This window comes from Flavobacterium sp. PL12 (genome assembly GCF_039123485.1).
Classification (GTDB): domain Bacteria; phylum Bacteroidota; class Bacteroidia; order Flavobacteriales; family Flavobacteriaceae; genus Flavobacterium; species Flavobacterium weaverense.
In genome coordinates, this window is sequence record NZ_JBANDI010000006.1 from 73,307 (window position 1) to 98,930 (window position 25,624).

Below are 25,624 nucleotides of genomic sequence, written 5' to 3' on the forward strand. Positions count from 1 at the left end.
TTTTTATATTTTTGTCGCAATGAAATTTACAGCAGAACAAATAGCGGGGATTTTAGAAGGAGAAGTAATTGGTAACCCAACAGCCGAAGTTTTTAGGTTATCAAAAATTGAAGAAGGTACTGAGGGTTCTCTCACTTTCTTATCAAATCCTAAATATCTTAATTTTATATATTCTACTAAAGCCTCTGTTACAATAGTTAATGATACTTTTGTTCCGGAATCAGGTTTGAACACTACGCTTATAAAAGTGCCAGATGCGTACGCCGCTTTTTCAAAATTACTAGCTTATTATAATGAAGTAAAACAGCACAAAAGTGGGATCGAACAACCTTCTTTTCTTTCGCCTAGCGTAATACATGGAGAAAACCTATATTTGGGCAGTTTTAGTTATGTAGGTGAAAATGTTGTGATAGGAAATAATGTGAAAATTTATCCTAATTGCTTTCTTGGAGATAATGTTGTAGTTGGAAATAATGTCACTTTATTTGCAGGTGCAAAAATATATTCAGAGACGATAATTGGAAACAATTGCACGGTGCATTCGGGAGCTATAATTGGATCAGATGGTTTTGGCTTTGCGCCAAATCCAGACGGAACCTACACTAAAATACCTCAAATAGGTAATGTTATTATAGAGGATAATGTAGATATTGGTTCTTGTACAACGATTGATAGGGCTACAATGGGTTCGACAATTATTAGAAAAGGAGTCAAATTAGACAATCAAATTCAAATTGCACATAATGTTGAAATTGGTGAAAACACTGTTATTGCTGCTCAAACAGGAGTTGCGGGTTCTACCAAGATTGGCAAAAACGGAATGATTGGTGGACAAGTTGGAATTTCCGGTCATTTACACATTGGAGACAATGTCCGAATTCAAGCTCAGGCTGGAATCGGTAAGAACATAAAAGATAATGAAATTTTGCAGGGTAGCCCTGCATTTGGATATAATAGTTTTAGTAAATCATTTGTTCATTTTAAGAACTTGCCTAAAATTGTTGATGAAATTAAAGAATTAAAGAAACAAATATTAAACCAAAAAAATGGAAACAATGGTTAAACAGAAGACCATCAAAACAGAAATCTCGCTAACTGGAGTTGGATTACATACCGGTAAAGAAGTAAAAATGACTTTTAAACCTGCTCCGGTGAATAATGGTTTTACTTTTGTTCGAGTAGATCTAGAAGGACACCCAATAATAGAGGCAGATGCAAATTACGTTGTTAATACACAACGCGGAACTAATTTGGAAAAACTTGGAGTTAAAATTCAAACTCCAGAACATGTTTTGGCTGCTTTAGTAGGATGTGATTTAGACAATGTTATAATTGAATTAAATGCTTCAGAACTGCCTATAATGGATGGTTCGTCTAAATATTTTGTTGAAGCCCTTGAGTCTGTTGGATTTGAAGAGCAAAATGCAAAAAGAAACGTATATATTGTAAAAGAAGTTATTTCTTTTACTGATGAAGAATCAGGAAGTGAAATTTTAGTGATGCCAAGTGATCATTATTGTGTAACTGCTATGGTTGATTTTGGTACTAAAATTTTAGGTACTCAAAATGCAAACATGAAAAGTATTTCTGATTTTAAAACTGAAATTTCGCAATCTAGAACTTTCAGCTTTTTACATGAATTAGAATCATTATTGGAAAATGGTTTAATAAAAGGTGGTGATTTAAATAATGCCATCGTTTATGTTGATAAAGAGATCTCTGCATCTACGATGGAGAATTTAAAGCTTGCTTTTGGTAAAGATGAAATTACGGTTAAACCAAACGGAATCTTGGACAATCTTACTTTGCATTATCCGAACGAGGCTGCAAGACATAAATTGTTAGACGTTGTGGGTGATTTAGCTTTGATTGGTACTAGAATACAAGGAAAAGTAATTGCTAATAAACCAGGTCACTTTGTTAATACACAGTTCGCTAAGAAAATGGCGAAAATTATAAAAATTGAACAAAGAAATTATGTTCCAGTTTATGATTTAAATGCTGAACCTTTGATGGACATTCATAAAATTATGGCTGTTCTTCCTCATAGACCTCCATTCTTATTTATTGATAGAATTATTGAGATGTCTGCAAGTCATGTTGTAGGTATGAAAAATGTTACAATGAATGAAAATTTCTTTGTCGGACATTTTCCAGAAGCTCCGGTAATGCCAGGAGTTATAATTGTGGAAGCTATGGCTCAAACAGGAGGGATTCTTGTTCTAAGTACCGTTCCAGATCCTGAAAATTACTTGACTTATTTCATGAAAATTGATAATGTGAAGTTCAAACAGAAAGTACTTCCTGGGGATACTTTAATTTTTAAATGTGATTTAATAACACCTATTAGAAGAGGTATTTGTCACATGCAAGCTAATGCTTACGCCAATGGTAAACTCGTTGCTGAAGCGGAATTAATGGCTCAAATTGCAAAGAAACAATAGATTTAGAATAAGAAAGCAATAAATACTTTAGTAATTACTTTTTGCGTTCTGATTCTAAGAAATTTAAAATATAAATAACAGCTGATGAATCAACCACTAGCGTATGTACATCCTGGCGCCAAAATAGCCAAAAATGTAGTCATTGAGCCATTTACTACTATTCACAACAATGTGATTATTGGAGATGGAACTTGGATTGGGTCGAATGTAACCATAATGGAGGGAGCAAGAATTGGGAAAAATTGTAATATATTCCCCGGTGCAGTAATCTCAGCGGTTCCACAGGATTTAAAATTTGGGGGAGAAGATTCTCTAGCGATAATTGGCGACAATTGTACTATAAGAGAATGTGTAACCATTAATAGAGGAACTATTGCATCAGGTCAAACTACGATTGGAGACAATTGCTTGATTATGGCAACGGCTCACATCGCACATGATTGTCACATTGGTCATAATGTAATTATTGTAAATGGAGTTTTACTTGGCGGACACGTTACAGTAGGAAATCATGCGATAATTGGCGGATTATCAGCAGTCCATCAGTTTATAAGTATTGGAGATCACGCAATGATTTCTGGTGGTTCTCTTTTAAGAAAAGATGTTCCTCCATACACTAAGGCTGCAAAAGAACCTTTGTCGTATGTTGGTATTAATTCAGTTGGATTGAGAAGACGCGGATTTACTTCTGAAAAAATCAGAGAAATTCAAGGTATCTATAGAATTCTTTATCAAAAAAATTACAACACAACTCAAGCTTTAGGAATTATTGAAGCTGAAATGGAAGCAACTCCCGAAAGAGATGAGATAATTGATTTCATTAGAAATTCCTCTCGTGGTGTAATGAAAGGATATTCTGGAAATTACTAATTCAATGCTTTCATTAGCGAGAGCGAATTTAAACTAGAATAAAAAAACACAAAAAGATAAAAATAATAAATAACAAATTTCCAGTTTCAGCTTTTCTTCTTATTGAGAAATGTTGCTGAAGGAATAAAAAAATACATAAATGGCATCTACATCAGATATTAAAAACGGGTTGTGCATTAAGTTTAATAATGACATCTATAAAATCATAGAATTTCTTCACGTTAAACCAGGTAAAGGTCCTGCTTTTGTTAGAACTAAATTAAGAAGTTTAACAACTGGAAGAGTTTTAGACAATACATTTTCTGCAGGTCACAAAATCGAGGAAGTACGAGTAGAAAATCATAAATTTCAATATTTATATCCCGAAGGTGATTTGTTTCACTTTATGAATGTAGAAACGTATGAGCAAATTTCTATGAATAAGAATATCTTAGATTCACCTGATTTATTAAAAGAAGGAGAAAATGTAATGGTAAGTATTAATACTGAAACTGATTTACCTCTTTCAGTAGATATGCCATCATCTGTAGTGCTAGAAATAACGTATGCAGAGCCAGGAATTAAAGGAAATACTGCTACAAATGCTACAAAATCAGCGACAGTTGAGACTGGTGCAACAGTAAATGTACCGTTATTTATCAATGAAGGTGACAAAATCAAAATTGACACTACTTCTGGAAATTACATGGAACGCGTAAAAGAGTAATCCTAATTAAGATAATTTTTCAATGAGTCAATTAGTTGACTTCTGTTTCAATTGACTCATTTTCTAATTGACAATTTTTCTAATTATACATATGAAATTCCCCAAGGTTTATTCTTTAGAAGTAATTGCAACTATTATTGGTTGCGAATTCGTTGGCGATAAGGACTTTTCAGTGATGGGAATGAATGAAATCCACGTTGTTGAATCAGGTGATATCGTATTTGTTGATCATCCAAAATATTACGATAAAGCATTAAATTCTGTGGCAACTATTATTTTAATAAATAAGAACGTTGAATGTCCAGCTGGAAAAGCACTGCTAATTTCAGATGATCCTTTTAGAGATTTCAACAAATTGACGAATTACTTTAAGCCTTTTCAATTTTCGAATACCTCTATCTCTACTTCAGCTAAAATAGGAGAAGGAACTGTAATTCAACCAAATACATTTATTGGAAATCACGTTATAATTGGAAAAAATTGCTTAATTCACTCTAATGTTTCAATTTACGATCATACGGTAATTGGTGATAATGTGATGATTCATGCGGGTACAGTACTTGGTGCAGATGCTTTCTATTATAAAAAGCGAGACGCAGGATTTGATCAATTATTATCTGGAGGTAGAGTTGTAATAAAAGATAATGTTGGAATAGGTGCACTTTGCACAATTGATAAAGGTGTTACTGGTGATACAACAATTGGCGAAGGAACAAAGATTGATAACCAAGTGCATGTAGGTCATGATACAGTTATTGGAAAAAAATGTCTAATTGCTTCGCAAACGGGAATTGCTGGTTGCGTTATCATCGAAGATGAAGTAACTATTTGGGGCCAAGTAGGAACCACAAGCGGAATTACAATTGGTGCTAAGGCTGTAATACTGGGTCAAACTGGAGTTACAAAATCTGTTGAAGGTGGTAAATCTTATTTTGGAACACCTATAGAAGAATCAAGAGAAAAATTGAAGCAGTTAGCCAATATCAAAAAGATTCCTGAAATTTTAAATAAAATAAAATAATATGTCTGCTAAAGAAATTGTTAAGAAATTTTATAAGTCTGATGCTTTAATTGATAGTGAAGTTTTAAAAGATTTTGTACATCCCGATATTATCGTGGAGTGGAATAGCAGCAAAGGATTTGTTGAATTAAACTACGATGCACTACTAAATCTTTCAGGCGAATTAAGTAAAGCTTATGTTCGTTCGAAAGTTAGAATTAGTCACATTATTGCAGAACAGGATATAGTTTCTGTACGATATTCTCATTTTGTGAAAACGATTGAAAACCCAAGAGAAGAAATGCTATTGGCGCATTTTATTGTTATTTGGGAAATAAAAGACAATAAATTGTATCGAGGATATCAAATGAGTCAATTATCATAATTAAGTACTAAAATACTGAATAGGCGATACCCATTTACTGCTTACAATTTTATACTTTTGCATAACAATTTTAAAAACTACATAAAATAATATATCATGAGTGTTTTAGTTAATAAAGATTCCAAAATAATTGTTCAAGGTTTTACAGGAAGTGAAGGAACTTTCCATGCTTCTCAAATGATTGAGTACGGAACTAACGTTGTCGGTGGTGTAACTCCTGGAAAAGGTGGAACAACTCACTTAGACAGACCTGTTTTCAATACTGTAAAAGATGCTGTTGAACAAGCAGGAGCTGACACAACTATCATTTTTGTACCGCCAGCATTTGCTGCTGATGCAATTATGGAAGCTGCAGATGCAGGTATTAAAGTAATTATTGCAATTACAGAAGGAATTCCTGTTGCTGACATGATTAAAGCAAACAGTTATGTTAAAGAAAGAAATGCAAGATTAATAGGTCCTAATTGTCCTGGAATTATTACTCCTGGTGAAGCTAAAGTTGGTATTATGCCAGGTTTCGTATTCAAAAAAGGAACTATAGGTATTGTTTCTAAATCAGGAACTTTAACTTATGAAGCTGCTGACCAAGTTGTAAAACAAGGTTTAGGAATCACAACTGCTATCGGAATTGGTGGAGATCCAATTATTGGAACTACTACAAAAGAAGCAGTAGAGTTGTTAATGAATGACCCAGAAACAGAATGTATCGTAATGATAGGTGAAATTGGTGGACAATTAGAAGCTGATGCTGCTCATTGGATTAAAGCTGATGGTAATCGTAAACCAGTTGTCGGTTTCATTGCAGGAGTTACTGCTCCAGCAGGACGTACAATGGGACACGCCGGTGCGATTGTTGGTGGATCTGACGATACTGCGGAAGCTAAAAAACAAATCATGAGAGAATGCGGTATTCACGTAGTGGATTCTCCAGCTGAGATTGGTAAAAAAGTAAAAGAAGTTTTAGGATAATCTTTTTCTAAATACAAATATTTTAAAAGCCTCGCATTTTGTGAGGCTTTTTTATTATAAAATGGAATTAAAGAATACCTTTGCACTTTATTAAAAATAGATGATTTATAGTTTTTTTAATAAATAACAAACGTAAACGAATGGTTTAGATACTGCTCAAGATTTTTAGAGCTCTATTTGAGGAAGCCAATTCAAATAAAAATATAATATATGTACAAGGAATTAAAAAAATTCAAAGTTACCAATCAGTTTTCATTTACAGCAGAAGATAGTTTAGCAGAAGTTTGCAATGCATCAGAAGGTTCTGGCGTATTTCTAGTTTATGCTGTTGGAGAAGAGAAAGAGCTAATTATGGTAGGTTCTACTGGAACCGTTCAAAATGACGGAACTTTGAAAATTAAAAATGGTGGTTTAAATGACAAAATTGTTGAAGGACACCAATTTGCAAAAACAGGAAGAAAATATTCTTGGCCAGCGCAAATGAAAATAGAAGATATTACTACTTTAGAAGTGGTTTGGTACGAAACTTTTAATGATAAAAGTAAAGCAATACCAACTGCAGTGGAAGGTCAAGTATTACAAAATTTCTTAGATGAAAATGGAAGATTGCCAAAATGGAATGTAGCTTTTTAAGTTATAACCAATAAATATACTATTATCTCTTAAAGACTTTACTTCGGTAAGGTCTTTTTTGTTTTATAATAATAATAATAATAATAAATGCTAATTTTTGTTTGTTTTTATAATGAAATATGAACTACTTTTGCAACCGTTATCACGAATCTCAATTATGAGATAGCAACCTGCAACAACGAGCAAGGTGCTAAAACGATAAGCCAAATCCTTTGGAAAAAATGTTGTTTTTATTCCCATTTAGCTTTTTAGTTTATCGTCGTAACAATTTTAATTCAAAAATTGATTATGATCCAAAATGCAAAAAATAATGGTAACCCATTCGCACTAATTCCTTTATTTATTTTTATCGCTACTTTTCTAGGAGTTGGCATTTTTCTGAATGATTTCTATGCTCTTCCTTCACCGGTTGCTGTATTAGTAGGTATAATAGCAGCATTCCTACTATTTAAAAATTCAACGCAAGAAAAAGTAAATACATTAATTGCTGGTTGCGGAGAAAGCAAAATTATGACTATGTGTCTTATTTATCTTTTGGCTGGAGCTTTTGCTGTGGTAAGTAAAGCTACCGGCGGAGTTGATGCAGTTGTAAGTCTAGGTATTAATAATATTGATGTTGCTTATTTCCCGCTAGGAATTTTTCTAATAGCAGCCTTTCTTTCTACAGCGACAGGTACTTCTGTAGGTGCTATAGTTGCTATTGGTCCCATTGCTGTTACTTTAGCGACGACAAGCGGTGCATCTTTACCACTAATTTCTGGTGCATTGCTAGGAGGTTCTATGTTAGGAGACAATCTTTCAATGATTTCAGATACAACAATTGCCGCAACTCAATCATTAGGCTGTAAACTGAAAGATAAATTCAAAATCAATTTATTTATAGCTCTACCCGCAGCTATTGTAACGATTGCATTGTTTTTTTACTTAGGATTAAACTCTGAGATTGTTCCGGTTACCATTCCCGTAAATGACTTTAATTGGCTTACAATTTTACCTTACGTATTAGTCATTGTTCTTGCAGTCATTGGAGTAAACGTTTTTTCTACTTTGATTATAGGAACTTTATTTGCTGGACTGATCGGATATTTTAGTGGTGACTTAACGCTTATGGTTTTTGCTCAAAAGATATATGAAGGATTTACAAGTATGACGGAGATATTCTTGTTATCTATGCTTTCTGGCGGATTAGCTGCAATGGTGGAAAAAGCAGGCGGAATTGATTATGTTTTATTCCAAGTCAAAAAACGAATTAAAAGTAAAAAATCAGCGCAAATGGGAATTGGAACTTTAGTTGGTCTCACTAATCTTGCAATTGCTAACAACACGGTATCCATTGTAATCACAGGAACAATAGCGAAAGAAATTAACGATGAATATCAACTTGATGCGAGAAAAACTGCTACAATTTTAGATATATTCTCTTGCGTAATACAAGGAATTTTACCTTATGGTGCTCAAGTTTTATTAATATTAAGTTTTGCTAATGGTCAGTTAAATTTTTTCGATTTGATTTCTAATGCTTGGTATCATTTACTGTTACTTATTTTTACATTGTTTGCTATTTATGTTAATTTCTGGGATAAATGGATTAATCGACTGATTTAAAATTAAAACAAGGCATTTACATTAATGTATATGGATTTCAATTTTTTTTAAAAAAGTAAATATTATATATTTGGCAGATATAAAATAGCCCTGATAGAAGTGAAAATCCTTTTATTTTTGTTGATTGCGCGGAACGAAGCAATGACATAAATAAAAGATTGTAGCGAATAGCAGGAAAAGCTCCAAATAAAAATTAAACTAAGTTTTAGAATATGAAATTACTAGAAGGAAAAGTAGCTATAATTACTGGCGCAAGTCGCGGAATAGGAAAAGGAATTGCAGAAGTTTTTGCTAAGCATGGAGCAAATGTAGCGTTTACATACAGTTCTTCTGTCGAATCAGCTTTAGCCTTAGAAAACGAACTAAATGCTCTTGGAATCAAGGCAAAAGGATATCAATCTGATGCTGCTGATTTCAATCAAGCACAAACTTTTGTAGAGGCTGTTTTAGCAGAATTTGGAACAGTTGATATTTTGATAAACAATGCTGGAATCACTAAAGATAACTTACTAATGCGAATGTCTGAAGAAGATTTTGACAAAGTAATTGATGTGAATTTAAAATCAGTATTTAATATGACAAAAGCCATTCAAAAGACCTTCTTGAAGAAACGTGCTGGTTCGATTATTAATATGAGTTCAGTAGTAGGAGTAAAAGGAAATGCAGGTCAAACGAATTATGCAGCTTCTAAGGCTGGAGTTATCGGCTTTTCTAAGTCAGTCGCTTTAGAATTAGGTTCTCGTAATATTCGTTGTAATGTTATTGCTCCTGGGTTTATAGAAACCGAAATGACAGCAAAATTAAATGAGGACGTTGTAAAAGGATGGAGAGATGGTATTCCATTAAAACGTGGCGGAACTACTGAAGATGTAGCTAACGCTTGTCTGTTCTTCGCTTCAGATATGAGCGGATATGTGACAGGACAAGTGATGAACGTATGTGGAGGAATGCTTACTTAATACTAGAGTAATCAGTTTTTAGATAAATATTTAAAACCTGAATTCTAATTACCGCTGGAATATGACAACAACGACGCTGCTATTACTACTTCTTTCATTATTAATAGCGGGGAGTTTGTCCTATTTTCAATATATTTTTAAAGTCAAAAACAAATCTAAAGTAAATTTGTTTTTGGCTTTTTTACGTTTTCTAACTATTTTTTCGATTTTAATATTACTTATAAATCCAATAATTACTAAGAATACATTTGAAATTGTTAAAACACCTTTGGCATTACTAGTCGATAATTCGAGCTCAATTTCATTTTTAAATAGTAATGAGAAAACTATTGAAGTATACAAACAAATAAGTGCCAACAAAGAAATTCAAGATAAATTTGAAGTACAGTCCTATCAGTTTTCAGATGAATTTGAATCTTCAGAATTATTTGATTTCGAAGGAACGCAAACTAATATTGCTAAGGCTGGAAAAGATTTAAAAAGTATTTATAAAAACACGTTGTATCCAACTGTTTTAATTACTGATGGTAATCAAACATCAGGAAATGATTATCTATACAGTTTTGGAGATGCAAATAAGGTTTATCCAATAATCGTAGGTGACACAACTCGTTTTTTAGATCTGAAAATAAATCAATTAAATGTTAATAAGTACGCTTTTTTAAAGGGCAAGTTTCCTGTAGAAGCTTTTTTACAGTACTCTGGTTCGAAAGATCTAACAGCAGACTTTACAGTTTCTCAAGGGAATTCGGTTTTAAGTAAGCAACGCATTTCGTTTTCCGCTAACTCAAAAACTGCCACAGTTAAGGTACTTTTACCTGCAGATAAAATTGGCACACAAATCTATAAAGCTACTATATCATCTGTAGAAAAAGAGAAAAATACTTATAACAACACTAAGAATTTTGTTGTGGAAGTCATTGATCAAAAAACTAATATAGCTATTGTTTCAAGTATTAATCATCCTGATTTAGGTTCATTTAAAAGAGCTATTGAAAGTAATGTTCAACGCAAAGTAACGATTCTTAAACCCAATGAAATCAAATCATTACAAGATTATAATGTTTTGATTTTGTACCAACCCACAACTGAATTTAAATCGCTATTCGAAAGCAATAAAATAGCTAGAATTAATACTTTTATAATTACTGGTAACAGTACCGACTTTACTTTTTTAAACCAACAACAGAGTAATCTAAGTTTTAAAATGAGTGCTGGAAAAGAGGACTACTTGGCTGTTTTTAATGGGCAGTTTAATGCTTTTTCAACTGAAAATATTGGTTTTGAAAATTTACCTCCATTACAAAATCCATACGGAACAGTCAGTGTGAATGGATCGGTTTCTGTTTTGCTTTCATCTAAAATTCGAAACATAGATACAAATTTTCCTTTACTTGCCTTTACTGAAAATCAAGGCAGGCGCAGCGCCTATCTTCTTGGTGAAAATACATGGAAATGGAGATTGCAAACTCATGTTGCGAATCAATCTTTTGAAAAATATGATATTTTTATTGATAAAATAATTCAATTTTTATCCACAACTGCAGGAAAGAAATCTTTAGTTGTTGAGCACGAACGATTTTATAACTTTGGTGCGGGAATTGAAATATCAGCTCAGTATTTTAATAAAAATTACGAGTTTGATGAAAAAGCTCGTTTGACAATAGCTGTGACAAATAGCACAACGAAAGAAACTAAAAATTATGACTTGCTAAAAAGTAGTAATTATTACAAAGTTAATCTCGATGGACTTAAAGCTGGTGCATATAATTTCACTGTGAGAGAACTAAATACTAACAATGTATATTCTAGTAATTTTGAGATTCTTGATTTTGATATCGAAAAGCAATTTGTAAATCCAGATGTTGAGAAGTTGACTCAATTAGCAGCTCAAACTAGTGCTAAAGCTTATTTTCCAAATCAAATCGACGCTTTAATCAAATCGCTTTTAGAAAATGAAGAATATAAAGCAATCCAGAAAAACATTGTTGTTAAAACTCCTTTAGTTGACTGGATCTGGCTACTAGTATTTATATCAATTTTATTAGCGACGGAATGGTTTGTTCGCAAATACAACGGTCTACTTTAAAAGAATGAAAACAGAAAAATTATGGATTTTAGGCTAAAAGTTTTTTATACCGTCGCAAAACGGTTAAGTTTTACAAAAGCTGCGACAGAATTGTTTATTACTCAGCCGGCAATTTCTAAACACGTAAATGAACTAGAAGAACAATATAAAATTAAGCTTTTTGAAAGAAATGGCTCAAGAATATCATTGACAACTGCTGGAGAAGTATTACTAAAACATAGTGCGGGTATTTTTGATATTTATCGAGAAATTGATTTTGATATGAGTGCTCTTATAAATGAACGATCAGGAGTATTACGAATAGGCGCAAGCACTACCATTTCGCAATATATAATACCACCAATTCTAGCACGTTTTCATCAGAAAATGGAAAACATTAAAATCAATTTACTAAATGGTAATACGGATCAAATTGAAAGTGCATTATTAAGTAAAGAAATTGAAATTGGAATTGTTGAAGGTGCATCTAAAAATAAGTCTATAAAATACACACCGTTTCTAAAGGACGAATTAGTATTAGTATGCAGGAGTTCTAATCCTTTTGCTAGCAAAGAAGAAGTAACTCAAGAAGATTTAAAGCAAATGAATTTTCTAATTCGGGAGCAAGGTTCTGGAACACTTGAAGTTATTGAACATGCTTTAAAGCCATTTCAACTCAAATTAGCAGATTTGAACATCGAGATGGAATTAGGCGGTACTGAAAGTATAAAATCCTATTTATTAAATTCTGATTGCGTTGCGTTTATCTCAATTTACGCGATTGAAAAAGAACTTAAAAATAATGAATTCGCAATATTAGATGTAAAAAATTTAAGTATTGAACGCTATTTCTATATTATCAGTTTGCAAGGTAAAAAAGATTCTCTTTCAGATTTATTTATTAAAACATTAGCCACTTACTATAACTTACCGTTATACTAGAGTTCTTATTGTGATGATGGAATGTTATTTAATCGACTGATCTTTGTAGGGTAATAATTAAATAACTTTGTTTTGAAAAATCAAAATATAATACCTCAGAAAAACACTAGCGCATTCCTTGCTGTAAGTCCTAGTTTTCAAAAAATAATTTTTATTATTTTAACACTTTTGTGTTTAAGTGGTCTAATTTCTCCGCCAGTAGCTTTACTGCTAGGATTAATAGTAGCTAATCTTTCAGGTCATCCCTTCTTACATCTTAATCATAGAGCAACTAGTATTTTACTGCAGATATCTGTAGTTGGATTGGGATTTGGAATGAACGTTAACAGTGCACTGTCAGCGGGAAAAGAAGGATTTATTTTTACCGTAGCTTCGATTTTTTGCACTTTAATTTTAGGACTTTTAATTGGTAAATGGTTAAAAATTGATAAAAAAACATCTCATTTAATTTCTTGCGGTACTGCTATTTGTGGCGGAAGTGCTATTGCTGCCATTGCACCAATTCTGAAATCAGATGAAAAGCAAACCTCAGTAGCTCTTGGAGTTATTTTTATTTTAAATTCTGTTGCTCTATTTTTATTTCCAGCAATCGGACATTGGTTAGATCTTACCCAGCAAGAGTTTGGATTATGGTGTGCTATTGCAATTCACGATACAAGTTCGGTTGTAGGTGCTGCTAATAAATATGGACCTGAAGCACTACAAATCGCGACTACTGTAAAACTAGCTAGAGCTTTATGGATAATTCCAGTTGCTTTATTAACATCTGTTATGTTTAAAAATAAATCAAGCAAAATTAAAATTCCATACTTTATTGGATTATTTATTATAGCGATGCTGTTAAATACTTATCTTCCTCAAACAGCAATTGTAGCACCTTATTTGGTAGATATTGCAAAAATAGGATTAACAATTACCCTATTTTTAATAGGAGCTGGATTGAATTTCAATGTCCTTAAATCTGTTGGTGTAAAACCGTTGTTTCAAGGAGTTTTACTTTGGATTTTTATAGCAACAGCTGCGCTACTTTCAATCATGTACTTCAACTAGATTTATGTTGCATAGTTTTGCGTTTGATGACATGAAACTGCATTCTGATATAATCATATAAAAGTGCAATTAATAAAAATAATACTGCGACGAAAAGTGTTTTTATCTTTAAAGTGCCAAATAAGAAACCTCCAGAAACGCAACCAATGAAAAAGAAACTTATGATTGAAAGTTTTAAATAAATGTTTGTCTTTAACTTTCTATTTTCTTCTATTTTTTTATAAAAAAACAATTGTGATAATTCGATACCAAGATCAGTAAAAAGGCCTGTTAAATGCGTAGTTCTAACTGTTGATTGAGATATTTTAGTTACCAAAGCATTTTGAATTCCCATCGCGAAGAGCATTGCAAAGGCTAACCATTTTCCATTAATTATAATTACATTAGTTTGAGCGCCAAAAATAGCAATCATAAATAAAATTAACATTTCTAAAGAGATAGGAATTACGTGTGATAAATTAGGATGCTTTTTAGAAATCAACTCCGCTAAAAAATTAGAGGTAAAAGCGCCCATTAGAAAGAAAATGGCAAATAGTAAAAAAGTAAGTGCTCCTATATAATCTTGTTTCATTACTTCTTCAGCAAAGAATGCGAAATGACCTGTCACATTTGTAGTTAAGGTTTGCAGCGACAAAACTCCAGTAATGTTAACAATTCCTGCAACAAATGACAAAAGGACTGCTAAACGAAGATTGTGAATAAAAGTTCTGTTTTTACCTTGATGACGAAACATAAATATGATTTTCTTTCTAATTAACAGAATCTTAAACGCCAATTATTTCTAATAACGATTTAAAGAAATACATTTGCACTTCTAAAAACTAAATTTAATGAAAAATTTTAAAATTAAGCCTACGCTTATCGCTTTATCTACTCTTGTAGTTGCTTTTTTAGTAATATCTTGGGGAGTGATTGGACATGAAAGAATTAATAGAGGAGCAGTTTTAGCATTGCCAGCTCCATTACAAACTTTCTTTTATAATCACATCGATTATATTACACAAGAATCTAGTGTTCCAGACTTACGACGAAATGTCTTGAATGATAAAGTTGAACCTGCTCGTCATTATTTTGACATGGAAAATTTTGGTGATGTAGCGACATTTCCAAAAACTATGGAAGAGGCAAAAAAGAAATATGATGACAAATTTTTAGATAAAAACGGTATTTTACCATGGCATATTCAAGATATGATGGTAAAATTAACAAAAGCTTTTAAAGACAAAAGAAAAAATGAAATTTTATTTATTGCAGGTGATTTAGGTCATTATATCGCCGATGCGCACATGCCTTTGCACACTTCTGACAATCATGATGGTCAAAATACAAACCAAAAAGGAATTCACTCTTTATGGGAAAGTCGTTTGCCGGAATTATTTGTTAAGGATTATAAATTAAATGTTCCAGAAGGAAAGTACTTAGAGAATGTTGACGCAGCAATCTGGGAATTAATGTTTGATACGCACAGTTTAGTAGAACCTTTATTAGCTGCGGACAAAAAACTTAGAACAGCAACTCCTGAAAACAAAATGTACGTTACTGATTCCAATGGAGCAGTTGTTAAAAATAAATACGGAGGAATGTTATATTCTGATGAGTATGCTAATAGATTCCACACAGAGTTGAACGGAATGGTTGAAAAGCAAATGAGAAAAGCGATTACGGTGACTTCTAGCTTCTGGTATACTGCTTGGGTTAATGCTGGAAAACCAGATTTGAGTAAATTAGATGCAAAGGAACTTACGAAGCGCAACCGTAAATACTTGAGAAAGGATTTGAAGACTTTTGAACACGGAAGACTTTTTGGTTTGATAAACGAAAAAGAATAAGCTTTACAAACAATTAGAAAACGGCTGAGGATAATATCTCAGCCGTTTTTTTTTTCTTTTTTATAAAGATTTAGTTCTACTTTATCAGCTGAAAAAGTAATGGTAAAAAAAATTTTATTTTTGCTTAGCAGTTGATTTAATTTCTCAAACCACAATTTATCACAAATTGATTTACATCGACCTATCTATTATTTCTTAGTCCAAATTAATCATATCTGAAGGACTCTCGTCTATTTAAGACAAATTAAAAAGGATGAGAATATTGATCTGACCAATTTTAATGATACTTAATTTTCTCGTATTTCTTATTTTTTAAGATATCAGATGCGGTTTGATAATAGGAAATCGTCTCATTGACTAAATCTGCTCTTTCTTTTTTTAATGGTACTTGATCATAGAAAATTTGAAACTCAGTTGCTACTTTTTGATCTGGTCGTAAGGTTAACTGAAACTGCTTCACTTTTTGTTTTGGAGATATTATTGTCAAAATATTGTCTTTAATTAATCCTAAATCTTGGTACGTTGCAATTAGAGCTCGAGGCTTATAGTCTGGTTTTAAAACATCTTGACCATAAAACTTAGATTGATAATTAAAGTTTAATAAACCTAAAACTGTTGGCATAACATCTATCTGTGACATTAAATTTGTGTAGTGCTGCGGCTCAACAAAACCAGGGCTGTATATCATCGCTGGAATTCTATATTTATCAGCAGGAAGTTCTGTTTTACCTGCGCTTGAAGCACAGTGATCAGCTACAATAACAAATACCGTATTGTTGAACCAAGGTTGTTTCTTTGCCATTTCAAAGAATTTTTTCATTGCATAATCAGTGTATTTAACACCACCATCACGTGATTTTGCATCGCCGGGAATATCAATTTTCCCATTAGGATACGTGAACGGTCTATGATTACTCACCGTCATGATATGGTTAAAAAACGGCTTGCCTGTTTGCGCTTCTTCATTCATGATTTTGATAGATTTGTTATACATATCTTCATCACAAACTCCCCAAATATTGGCAAAAGTAATCTCACTTGGTGAAAAAGTCTTTTTATCCACAATGTCATAACTGTTTCCACCGAAAAAATCTTCCATATTGTCAAAGAAAGCATCACCACCGTACATGTATTTTACATCATAACCTTTTGCTTTGAAGATAGATCCAGTTGAGAATTTATCTTTATTGTCTTTTCTTTTTACAACACTTTCACCAGCGGTAGGAGGGAAACAAAGCGTTACAGCTTCAAGACCTCGAACTGTTCTATTTCCCACGGCGTATAAATTAGTAAAAACTAAACTTTTAGTGGCTAAACTATCTAAGAAGGGTGTTATATTTTGCTCATTACCGTACATTTTCATAAATTCAGCACTGTAACTTTCTATTGTAATTAGAACTACATTTTTATGATTTTCTGATGCTTCACTTTTTATTTGTCTTAAAGTATTTTCTCCTGTAATAGACGGGATTTGAACTTTTAGTTGCGCAAAAGCTTCAGTATTAGGAACTGTTTTGTAGAATTTATAATAATCTAATTCACTATTCATGAATGCCAAATAAAATTTGTAAATACCATTTGCTTGTAATTCATTGGCAAATATATTTTGGGCATTTTCCTTTTTTGCCAAGGCTGGAATTAAAAATAAAGAGAGGATAATTAGAATTACATAAATTCCAGAAATCTTCAATTTTTCTAGAAATGTTGGAACATTTTCAATATATACTTTTGACTTTTTTACTATAAAACAAGTAACTAGACCAGCAATTATGAATAGTGCAGAAAAAATTGGAATAACAGGATAGGATTCCATGATGTTACCAATAACTTCATTAGTGTAAATCAGATAGTTTACAGCTATAAAATTATATTTAACCCCGAATTCATTCCAAAAAAAGTATTCACTAATTCCATTTTGAAGAATTAATACCACATACAGAAAGATTACAAAAGAGAATAACCAAAAACGAATAGGATTACGATATTTAGGTAAGAAAAGAAGTAATCCAAATAATAATGTTTTTAATCCTACGAAGATTAAACCTATTTTTGGTAATGCGCCACCGTACTCATTGAGCACTGATTTACCTGATAAAATGTACAAGAATAAAGCGATAAATAATCCAAAAATAATATAACCATACGGTTTGTAATATTTACTATTCGAAATAAAAATAAGATAGAGCCATAGAATTCCGCTCATCAATATAAAAATAAATAAGTCTGAAATAAATCCTAATAAAAACACGGATAATGTATCTACCGTCGAGAAAGTAGCTTGCGTAATAGGATGAAAAAAGAGAATTATTCGCACGATAAAGCTTACAGCTACATAAAACAGTAGTAAGTAATAAAACGGAGAAGCTTTTTTAGATAAATTCATATATTTATATTTTACGCAAAAGTATAGTAATTTATGTTACTTAATTTTTAAGAATTGCTTAATGTTTTTTATAAGAATTAATATTGGCTTAAGATAGAATCTATCGGCTATTAACTATGAAATTAAAAGAATAAGTTTGAAGGTTGTTTAAACAACACTTTAATAATAAATCCTAATTTTACAGAAAATGGATACTATGCATATTTTAATTGTAGAAGATGAAGCAGGAATTGTACAATTTCTAAAACAAGGATTACAAGAAGAGGGTTATCATGTGTCTAGCGTTTCAGATGGTTTACAAGGACTTGAAATCACACAAAAAGAGGATTTTGATTTAATTTTATTAGATTGGATGTTGCCAAAAATGACTGGCTTAGAATTGTGTAAAGCAATTAGACTAAAAGATAGTAAAACTCCAATTATATTTTTGACAGCTAAAGATACCGTTCAAGAAACCATTGAAGGACTTAAAGCAGGTGCCAACGATTATATCAAGAAACCATTTAGTTTTGACGAACTTCTAGAACGTATAAAAATTCATTTTAGGAATATAGATAATCAAGAAATTTTGACACTTGGAACTATAGAGATTGACAGTGCTAAACATCTAGTGTCAGTTAATCAAAATGAAGTTGCATTGACACAAAGAGAATTTGAGTTACTTTCTTATTTGGTTAAAAATAAAGGAAAAGTATGCACTAGGACACAAATTATTGAAGATGTTTGGGATATTCATTTTGAATATGATACTGGCGTGATTGATGTTTTTATAAATGCAATACGTAAAAAATTAAATTTAAAAATAGAAGAAGACTATATCAAAACCGTCCGCGGTGTGGGTTATATAGCTAACGATTAAAAAAATGCAGAAACTTTCGTTTAAAAATAGAATTGCTTCTTATTACATTATTACTACAGCATTATTAATTTTTGTAGTTTTTTTTGTGATCTATTCGATCGTGAAATTAAGCGTCTACAATCATTTAAATACTGATATTTCTAAAGAAGTTAAAAATCATTTAAACGAAATTGAAATAAAAAACAATTCTTTCTCCCTGATTCATATGGAGGAATGGGAAGAGCGCGAACATAATACGGTTGATGTAAATCCCGTTTTTATTCAGTTTTTAAATAAAGAGGGAACTATTATTGAAAAGTCGCCTAACTTAAAAAATCAAGTTTTGCATTTTAACAAAAAAGTAGCTGACAACGAATTATTTGACACCAAAATATTAGGTAATAAAATTCGGCAGATTCAAGTACCTATTTTTGATGGTTCTACAGCTGTAGGATATATATTAATTGCAATGTCGCTAGAAGGTGCCTCTGTAGTTTTACTTAATTTATCAGAAATACTCAGTATCGCTTATCCATTAATATTGATTTTACTGTTCTTTATTGCTCGTTTTATTGCTGGAAGAAGTATCGCACCTATAAATTCGATAATTACGACTTCGAATATAATTACCAAAGACAACTTAACTTCTCGTATTCCTTTACCGCAAAATAGAGATGAATTATATGTTTTATCTCAAACTATTAACAGTTTATTAGACCGAGTAGAAACCGCAATTGAAAGAGAAAAGCAATTCACATCAGATGCATCGCATGAGTTAAGAACACCGCTTACTGTAATTAAAGGAACGCTTGAAGTTTTAATAAGAAAACCTAGAGATACGGCGGAATATCAAGACAAAATAAATTTTTGTGTAAACGAAGTGGATCGATTAAATCATTTAGTTGATCAACTTTTATTAATGGCTAGATTCGAAAACCAAAAGCAGACTTTGAATATTGAAAATGTATATTTAAATGCAGTATTCTTAGATGCTATTGCGCGCTATTCTTCGAAGATTCAGTCGAAAAACATTACTATCGCAACTGATTTTACAAGAGATTTTTATACTGATACTGATAATTATTTATTTTTGATTATAATTAATAATTTAATATCGAATGCGGTTAAATATTCAAATCAAGAAGATTCCATAACTATTAAAATAATTTCTAGCATTAATAAAATTGAATGCCATATTATAGATTCTGGAATAGGGATACCTACTGACGACTTACAGAAAGTATTTAATCCTTTTTATCGCTCAAAATCAAACGATCATCCTGCAATTAAGGGAACAGGATTAGGACTTTCAATTGTGAATAGATTGTGTGCATTATTATTAATTGAAATAGGAATTACAAGTGAAGAGGGCATTGGAACAAAAGTAATTTTAAGTTTACATGAAGCAGAACTTAAGTAGTTCTTAAGGTTATCCTTATCTTTAAGTATTACTTTTGATGTGTAAATAAAATAAAAATGCTTGAAAAAATAATTGCTTTCAGTTTAAAAAACAAACTCATTGTTTTGCTTTTCACTCTCGGTATTTTTTTATTTGGATTATTCTCTATTTTCCAAATCTCAATTGGCGCCGTTCCTGATGTAACGAACAATCAAGTTCAAGTTATTACTACATCTGGAAATCTTTCTACGCAAGATATCGAACAGTTTATCACGTATCCAGTCGAAATTGAAATGGCAAATTTGCCCGGAGTTGTAGAAATCCGTTCTATTTCTAAATTTGGTTTATCAGTTGTTACTATCGTTTTCGAAGATGGTTTAGGAACTTATCTACCTCGACAATTGATTGCTGAAAAAATAAAAGCAGCATCTGAGAAAATTCCACAAGGTTTTGGAACACCAGAAATGGGCCCAATAACTACAGGACTTGGAGAAATCTATCAATATACATTAGAGGTAAAACCAGAATTTAAAGATAATTATACAGTTTCTGATTTGCGAACTATTCAAGATTGGGTAGTGAAGCGTCAGCTGTCTGGTATTAAAGGAGTTGTAGAAATTAATACTTGGGGTGGTTTTTTGAAACAATATGAAATTGCAATTAATCCATCGAGTTTAAAAGCAATGAACATTACAACAACTGATGTTTTCACAGCATTAGAAAAAAATAATAGTATTGCTGGTGGTGCCTATATTGAAAAGGTAAATCAAAGCTTTTTTATTAGAGGTGAAGGAAAAGTAAATTCCTTATCTGACATTGGCGATATCGTAATAAAAAATATAAATGGCTTACCGGTTTATGTCAAAAATGTAGCGCAAGTTCGTTTTGGTCATGCTAATCGTTTTGGAGCAATCACAGGAAATGGAGAAGGCGAGAAGGTTTTAGGCCAAGTTATGATGCTTAAAGGTGGCAATTCAAAGCAAGTTATTGATGATGTAAAAAACAGAGTTGCCGAAATTCAAAAAACATTACCTGATGGTGTTTATATTAATGGTTTCTTAGAGCGTAGTGAACTAGTTGGGAAAACAACTTTCACTGTTGCTGAGAATTTGATTTTAGGATGCTTAATAGTAATTTTTGTTGTCATCCTTTTATTAGGAAATTGGCGTTCAGGATTAGTTGTCGCATCTGTTATTCCGTTATGTTTATTGTTTGCTATTTCGTTGATGAATATTTTTGGAATTGACGCAAACTTAATGAGCCTTGGTGCGATTGATTTCGGAATTATAATAGATGGAGCGGTAATTATTGTGGAATTTATTGCGTTCCAAATTGCTAGTAAATCAGCGCATTTAGTAGGAATGCAAAGAGAAGAACGCCAATTAGAAATTGACCAAATCACTTACAAGAGCGCTTCTAAAATGATGAATTCGGCTATTTTTGGCCAATTGATTATTTTGATTGTATTTATTCCTATTTTATCGCTTTCAGGAATTGAAGGTAAAATGTTTAGACCTATGGCAATGACTTTTAGTTTTGCTTTAATAGGGGCTATGATTTTCTGTTTTACTTATGTTCCAGTAGCTTCTTCCTTATTTTTAAAACCAAAAGCAGAGAATCCAAATTCTATTTCGAGTAAATTAATTCGAAAATTGAATTCTTGGTATTTACCAGTAATTACATGGGCAATTGGTAATACTAAAAAAGTATTATATGGAGCATTAGGTTTATTGCTTTTAAGTGGAGCAATATTTACTACAATGGGTGGGGAATTTATTCCAACATTAGATGAAGGTGATTTTGTTATTCAGCCCGTTTTAAAAACAGGAACTTCGCTCACAAAAACTATCGGAATTACCACGAAAATTGAAAAAATTATATTGAAAAATTTTCCAGAAGTAGAGCAAGTCGTAAGCCGCATCGGTGCTGCAGAAGTTCCTACTGACCCAATGTCAATGGAAGAAAGTGATGTCATTGTAAAGTTAAAACCAAAATCGCAATGGACTTCCGCTTCAAATAAAGACGAACTAGCAGATAAAATTAAAGCAGCACTTGAAAATGAAATTCCCAAGATGGAAATTGAGTTTACACAACCTATCGAAATGCGTTTTAACGAGTTAATTTCAGGAACTCGTTCTGATGTCGCTGTTAAGATATTTGGCGAGGATTTAAATATTTTAGCAAAAAAAGCACACGAAATTAAAAACGCTATTGCTAAAGTTGAAGGTGCATCAGATATTATTATCGAAAAAACAGAGGGTCTACCTCAAATGTCAGTAGTTTATGATCGTTCTAAAATCGCGCGATATGGCCTTAATATTTCAGATTTAAATGAAATGATTGCCCTTGGCTTTGCCGGAAAAACTGTTGGAAATGTATTTGAAGGTGAAAAAAGATTTGATATGGTTATCCGTCTAGATCAAGAAAACCGCCACGATATAGATGATTTACGTAATTTATATGTTGCAACCGCAACTGGAGACCAAATTCCATTAAGTGAATTAGCTTCAATTGAGTACACAGAAGGTCCAGCTAAAATTTCGAGAGAAAACACAAACAGACTAATTGCTATCGGAATTAATGTTAGAAATCGTGATTTACAAAGTGTAGTTCTAGACATTCAAAAAATTGTAGATAATGATATTAAATTGCCTGCTGGTTATTACATAAAGTATGGCGGACAATTTGAAAATTTACAAAGCGCTAAAGCACGACTAATGCTTGCAGTACCTGTCGCTTTATTCTTAATATTTATTTTGTTGTATTTCGCTTTTGGGTCTGTAAAAGAAGCATTAATGGTTTATTCTGCTATTCCACTTTCAGCTGTTGGCGGTATTTTATTTCTATGGATTCGAGATCTACCATTTAGTATATCAGCTGGAGTTGGATTTATAGCTCTTTTCGGAATCGCAGTATTAAACGGAATTGTTTTAATTGAACATTTTAAAGAACTAAAGCACCAAGGAATGAAAGATATAGACGAATTAATTTTAAAAGGTACTACCGATCGATTACGTCCTGTTTTATTAACTGCTGCTGCTGCTGCTCTAGGTTTTTTACCAATGGCAATTTCATCATCTGCAGGTGCTGAAGTTCAAAGACCTCTTGCAACGGTTGTTATAGGTGGACTTTTCACAGCTACTATTTTAACAATGATTGTACTTCCTATTCTATTTAAAGTTTTTGACAGCAAAGAATTTAAAAAAGCCAAATTTAAAAAGCATCAAAGCGGTATGTACATCATAGCATTCTTTTTATTCACTTCATTCGCTTTTTCTCAAAACTCTAATCCAGAATTAGAAAGCTTGATGGCAAAGGCTATTCAAAATAATAAAGGAATTAAAGCAGCTCAATTGCAAGTTGATAAAACACAATCTAATATTAGCAATGCATACACATTTGAGAAAACTAATGTTTACTATAGTTACGATCAAAATAATCTAACTACGACTAATGAGCCCTTAAAAGTTATTGGAGTACAGCAACGATTTTCATTTCCGACTGTTTATGGAGCACAAAAAAAAGTATATACTTCTGAATTTGAAAAACAAAAAGCAAGTTTTGACATTGAAAAGAACAAGCTTTCATTAGCGGTTTCTAAATCCTACCAACATATTGTTTACTTACAAAATCAAGAAAAACTGTATCACTATTTGGACAGTTTGTATCAAAATTTTTCAAAAGCAAGTGACAGACGATTCGAATTAGGAGAGACCAATTATTTAGAAAAAATAACTGCGCAAGCTAAGTTCAGACAGATCAGAACAAAACTTTCTCAAATTGAAAATGATAAAAAAGCACAATATGAATTACTGTACTCGATAGTTCAAAGTGACGAAAAATTAGTAATCGGAAATAAAACTATGGAGCTTTTAAACGCTAATAGTGATGATAAAAGTACATATGCATATAATGCTTATTTAGAAAGTGTTACTAAAACGTATAAGAATCAATTAGAATTGCAAAAACAGCACTGGCTACCAGATCTTAACTTAGATTATTTCCAAGGTCGAGATAAAGGTCTTTCGCAATCTTTATATGGATTTCAAGTAGGAGTGGCTATTCCATTATTATTTAATGGCAACGTTTCCAAAACTAAAGTGGCAAAGCTAGAAATGCAAAGCTGGGAACAACAAAAGCAAAATGAAGAGTTTAAAATTCAACAGTATATTAATCAAAAAACAAACGAGTTAGCCAAGTATCAAGAGGCGATAAATTACTACAACTTGTACGGAAAAAAATTGTCGGATGAGATTATAAAGGTTGGAAATAATAGCTACAAGCATGGTGAAATAGATTTTTTTCAATACATACAAAGTTTAGAAAATGCTACAACGATACAAGTAGATTATTTAGACACTATTTTACAATACAATCAGACACAATTAGACTTATACTATTTAAATTTTTAAGAAAACTATAATGAAAAAAATACTATATATAACTGCTTTATCTCTTGTTTTGTTTTCTTGTAAGGAAGCTAAAACGGAAGAAGAAGCGCCACAAAATGAGGATTTGATATCAGTGACCAACAATCAATTTAGATCTTCAGGAATGCAAATGGAAAGTCCAGTCGAACAAGATTTTGATGTAACAGTGAAATCATCTGGAAAGATTGACGTTCCACCTCAGAATCGTGCTAAAGTAACTACATTTATGGGAGGTTACGTTAAATCAACTACACTGCTTGTAGGAGATAAAGTTAAAAAAGGTCAGGCTTTATTAGTGCTTCAAAATACTGAATTCTTGGATATTCAAAAAGATTACATGGAGGTTGCAGAACAGCTAAATTTTTTAAAATCAGAATATGACCGACAAAAAACTTTATTTGATGAAAAGATAACTTCTCAAAAAAATTATTTAAAAGCGGAAAGTGAATATAGAAGAGCCAAATCAATGCATCAAAGTTTGCGTGCTAAATTAGTCCTACTTAACATTAATCCTCGAAATGTGGAGAATGGAAACTTAACATCGACAGTTACCGTTTTTTCTCCTATATCTGGCGACATTGTTATTATGAATGCTAATGTGGGAATGTACGTCGCGCCTGCTGATGTGATTTTAGAAATTGTTGACACAGATCACCTTCATCTCGAATTGGCTGTTTTTGAAAAAGACATTTTAAAGGTCAAAATTGGTCAAAAAATAACATTTAAAGTTCCAGAAGCATCTAAAGATATATTTAATGCAGAAGTACATTTAGTTGGAAAATCAATTGAAGGCAAAGAGCGAACTATAAATGTCCACGCGCATCTAGATGAAAATATAAAGCAAAAGCTAATTACAGGAATGTTTGTTGAAGCTAACATAGTCACAGATTCTAAAAAAGGTTTAGCAATTCCTGCCGAAGCTTTAATAACTGAAAATGAAAAGCACTATGTGCTCTTGTTGGATAATCAAAAAAACGGTTATTCATTTAAGAAAGTGAATGTTACAATAGGAGAGAAATCAGAAAAATTTGTAGAGATTATTCCAAATACAGCTATTAATTCCTCGTCTAAAATTTTGACAAAAGGTGTTTTTGATTTGGTAAATTAAATAATA

At 31.9% G+C, this 25,624-nt stretch carries 20 protein-coding genes and 1 riboswitch; of the genes, 18 read left to right on the top strand and 2 right to left on the bottom strand.

Annotated elements, in window-relative coordinates:
- The first annotated feature begins 19 nt into the window (after positions 1-19).
- The 13 genes from lpxD (at position 20) to RCH19_RS04630 (ending at position 13,631) form a co-directional block, all read left to right on the top strand.
- Entirely contained in the window at positions 20-1,063 is a 1,044-nt protein-coding gene (gene lpxD, locus RCH19_RS04570) for a UDP-3-O-(3-hydroxymyristoyl)glucosamine N-acyltransferase (protein WP_343022230.1), read from the top strand.
- Positions 1,056-2,444 (top strand): bifunctional UDP-3-O-[3-hydroxymyristoyl] N-acetylglucosamine deacetylase/3-hydroxyacyl-ACP dehydratase, encoded by a 1,389-nt coding sequence (locus RCH19_RS04575; RefSeq protein WP_343022231.1) that lies wholly within the window; start codon positions 1,056-1,058, stop codon positions 2,442-2,444. Before lpxD ends, RCH19_RS04575 begins: the two co-directional genes overlap by 8 nt.
- A gap of 84 nt (positions 2,445-2,528) precedes the next feature.
- Complete coding sequence (gene lpxA / locus RCH19_RS04580) at positions 2,529-3,314, top strand: acyl-ACP--UDP-N-acetylglucosamine O-acyltransferase (protein WP_121925176.1); 786 nt, start codon at positions 2,529-2,531, stop codon at positions 3,312-3,314.
- 139 nt (positions 3,315-3,453) lie between these two features.
- Positions 3,454-4,020 (top strand): elongation factor P, encoded by a 567-nt coding sequence (efp, locus tag RCH19_RS04585; protein ID WP_343022232.1) that lies wholly within the window; start codon positions 3,454-3,456, stop codon positions 4,018-4,020.
- A 91-nt stretch (positions 4,021-4,111) separates the two neighbouring features.
- Entirely contained in the window at positions 4,112-5,041 is a 930-nt protein-coding gene (locus RCH19_RS04590) for a UDP-3-O-(3-hydroxymyristoyl)glucosamine N-acyltransferase (RefSeq protein WP_343022233.1), read from the top strand.
- 1 nt (position 5,042) lies between these two features.
- A complete protein-coding gene (locus tag RCH19_RS04595) occupies positions 5,043-5,405 on the top strand; it encodes a nuclear transport factor 2 family protein (protein WP_121925179.1) in 363 nt (120 codons plus the stop codon).
- Between the two features lie 96 nt (positions 5,406-5,501).
- Positions 5,502-6,374: a succinate--CoA ligase subunit alpha gene (sucD, locus tag RCH19_RS04600; protein ID WP_121925180.1), complete on the top strand. Its 873-nt coding sequence runs from the start codon at positions 5,502-5,504 to the stop codon at positions 6,372-6,374.
- 210 nt (positions 6,375-6,584) lie between these two features.
- Positions 6,585-7,007: a hypothetical protein gene (locus RCH19_RS04605; protein WP_343022234.1), complete on the top strand. Its 423-nt coding sequence runs from the start codon at positions 6,585-6,587 to the stop codon at positions 7,005-7,007.
- 134 nt (positions 7,008-7,141) lie between these two features.
- A riboswitch (SAM-I-IV-variant riboswitch) is annotated at positions 7,142-7,239 on the top strand.
- Between the two features lie 56 nt (positions 7,240-7,295).
- Positions 7,296-8,612: a Na+/H+ antiporter NhaC family protein gene (locus tag RCH19_RS04610; RefSeq protein WP_343022235.1), complete on the top strand. Its 1,317-nt coding sequence runs from the start codon at positions 7,296-7,298 to the stop codon at positions 8,610-8,612.
- Positions 8,613-8,824: 212 nt separating this feature from the next.
- Entirely contained in the window at positions 8,825-9,571 is a 747-nt protein-coding gene (gene fabG / locus RCH19_RS04615; RefSeq protein ID WP_121925183.1) for a 3-oxoacyl-[acyl-carrier-protein] reductase, read from the top strand.
- A gap of 61 nt (positions 9,572-9,632) precedes the next feature.
- Positions 9,633-11,660, top strand: a complete 2,028-nt coding sequence (locus tag RCH19_RS04620) for a hypothetical protein (RefSeq protein WP_343022236.1) — start codon at positions 9,633-9,635, stop codon at positions 11,658-11,660.
- Between the two features lie 21 nt (positions 11,661-11,681).
- Positions 11,682-12,581, top strand: coding sequence for a LysR family transcriptional regulator (locus tag RCH19_RS04625; RefSeq protein WP_343022237.1), 900 nt, complete (start codon positions 11,682-11,684; stop codon positions 12,579-12,581).
- Positions 12,582-12,668: 87 nt separating this feature from the next.
- The gene (locus RCH19_RS04630) at positions 12,669-13,631 is read left to right on the top strand and encodes a putative sulfate exporter family transporter (protein WP_343022271.1); all 963 of its coding nucleotides are present in this window, start codon (positions 12,669-12,671) and stop codon (positions 13,629-13,631) included.
- Here the strand turns inward: RCH19_RS04630 and RCH19_RS04635 are convergent.
- Entirely contained in the window at positions 13,624-14,364 is a 741-nt protein-coding gene (locus RCH19_RS04635; protein ID WP_343022238.1) for a YoaK family protein, read from the bottom strand. The two genes, RCH19_RS04630 and RCH19_RS04635, sit on opposite strands and share 8 nt — an antisense overlap.
- 97 nt (positions 14,365-14,461) lie before the next feature.
- On the opposite strand from RCH19_RS04635, the gene RCH19_RS04640 reads away from it, so the two are divergent.
- On the top strand, positions 14,462-15,460 hold the full coding sequence (locus RCH19_RS04640) for a zinc dependent phospholipase C family protein (protein ID WP_343022239.1): 999 nt from the start codon (positions 14,462-14,464) through the stop codon (positions 15,458-15,460).
- Positions 15,461-15,737: 277 nt separating this feature from the next.
- On the opposite strand, the gene RCH19_RS04645 is transcribed toward RCH19_RS04640, so the two are convergent.
- The gene (locus RCH19_RS04645; RefSeq protein ID WP_343022240.1) at positions 15,738-17,843 is read right to left on the bottom strand and encodes a sulfatase-like hydrolase/transferase; all 2,106 of its coding nucleotides are present in this window, start codon (positions 17,841-17,843) and stop codon (positions 15,738-15,740) included.
- A 196-nt stretch (positions 17,844-18,039) separates the two neighbouring features.
- On the opposite strand from RCH19_RS04645, the gene RCH19_RS04650 reads away from it, so the two are divergent.
- From RCH19_RS04650 to RCH19_RS04665, 4 genes are read left to right on the top strand one after another with little or no spacing between them, the layout of a single operon-like run.
- Positions 18,040-18,702, top strand: coding sequence for a response regulator transcription factor (locus tag RCH19_RS04650; RefSeq protein ID WP_343022241.1), 663 nt, complete (start codon positions 18,040-18,042; stop codon positions 18,700-18,702).
- Positions 18,703-18,706: 4 nt separating this feature from the next.
- The gene (locus tag RCH19_RS04655; protein WP_343022242.1) at positions 18,707-20,101 is read left to right on the top strand and encodes a HAMP domain-containing sensor histidine kinase; all 1,395 of its coding nucleotides are present in this window, start codon (positions 18,707-18,709) and stop codon (positions 20,099-20,101) included.
- Positions 20,102-20,157: 56 nt separating this feature from the next.
- Positions 20,158-24,492, top strand: a complete 4,335-nt coding sequence (locus RCH19_RS04660) for a CusA/CzcA family heavy metal efflux RND transporter (protein WP_343022243.1) — start codon at positions 20,158-20,160, stop codon at positions 24,490-24,492.
- 10 nt (positions 24,493-24,502) lie between these two features.
- Entirely contained in the window at positions 24,503-25,618 is a 1,116-nt protein-coding gene (locus tag RCH19_RS04665) for an efflux RND transporter periplasmic adaptor subunit (RefSeq protein WP_343022244.1), read from the top strand.
- Positions 25,619-25,624: the final 6 nt, after the last annotated feature.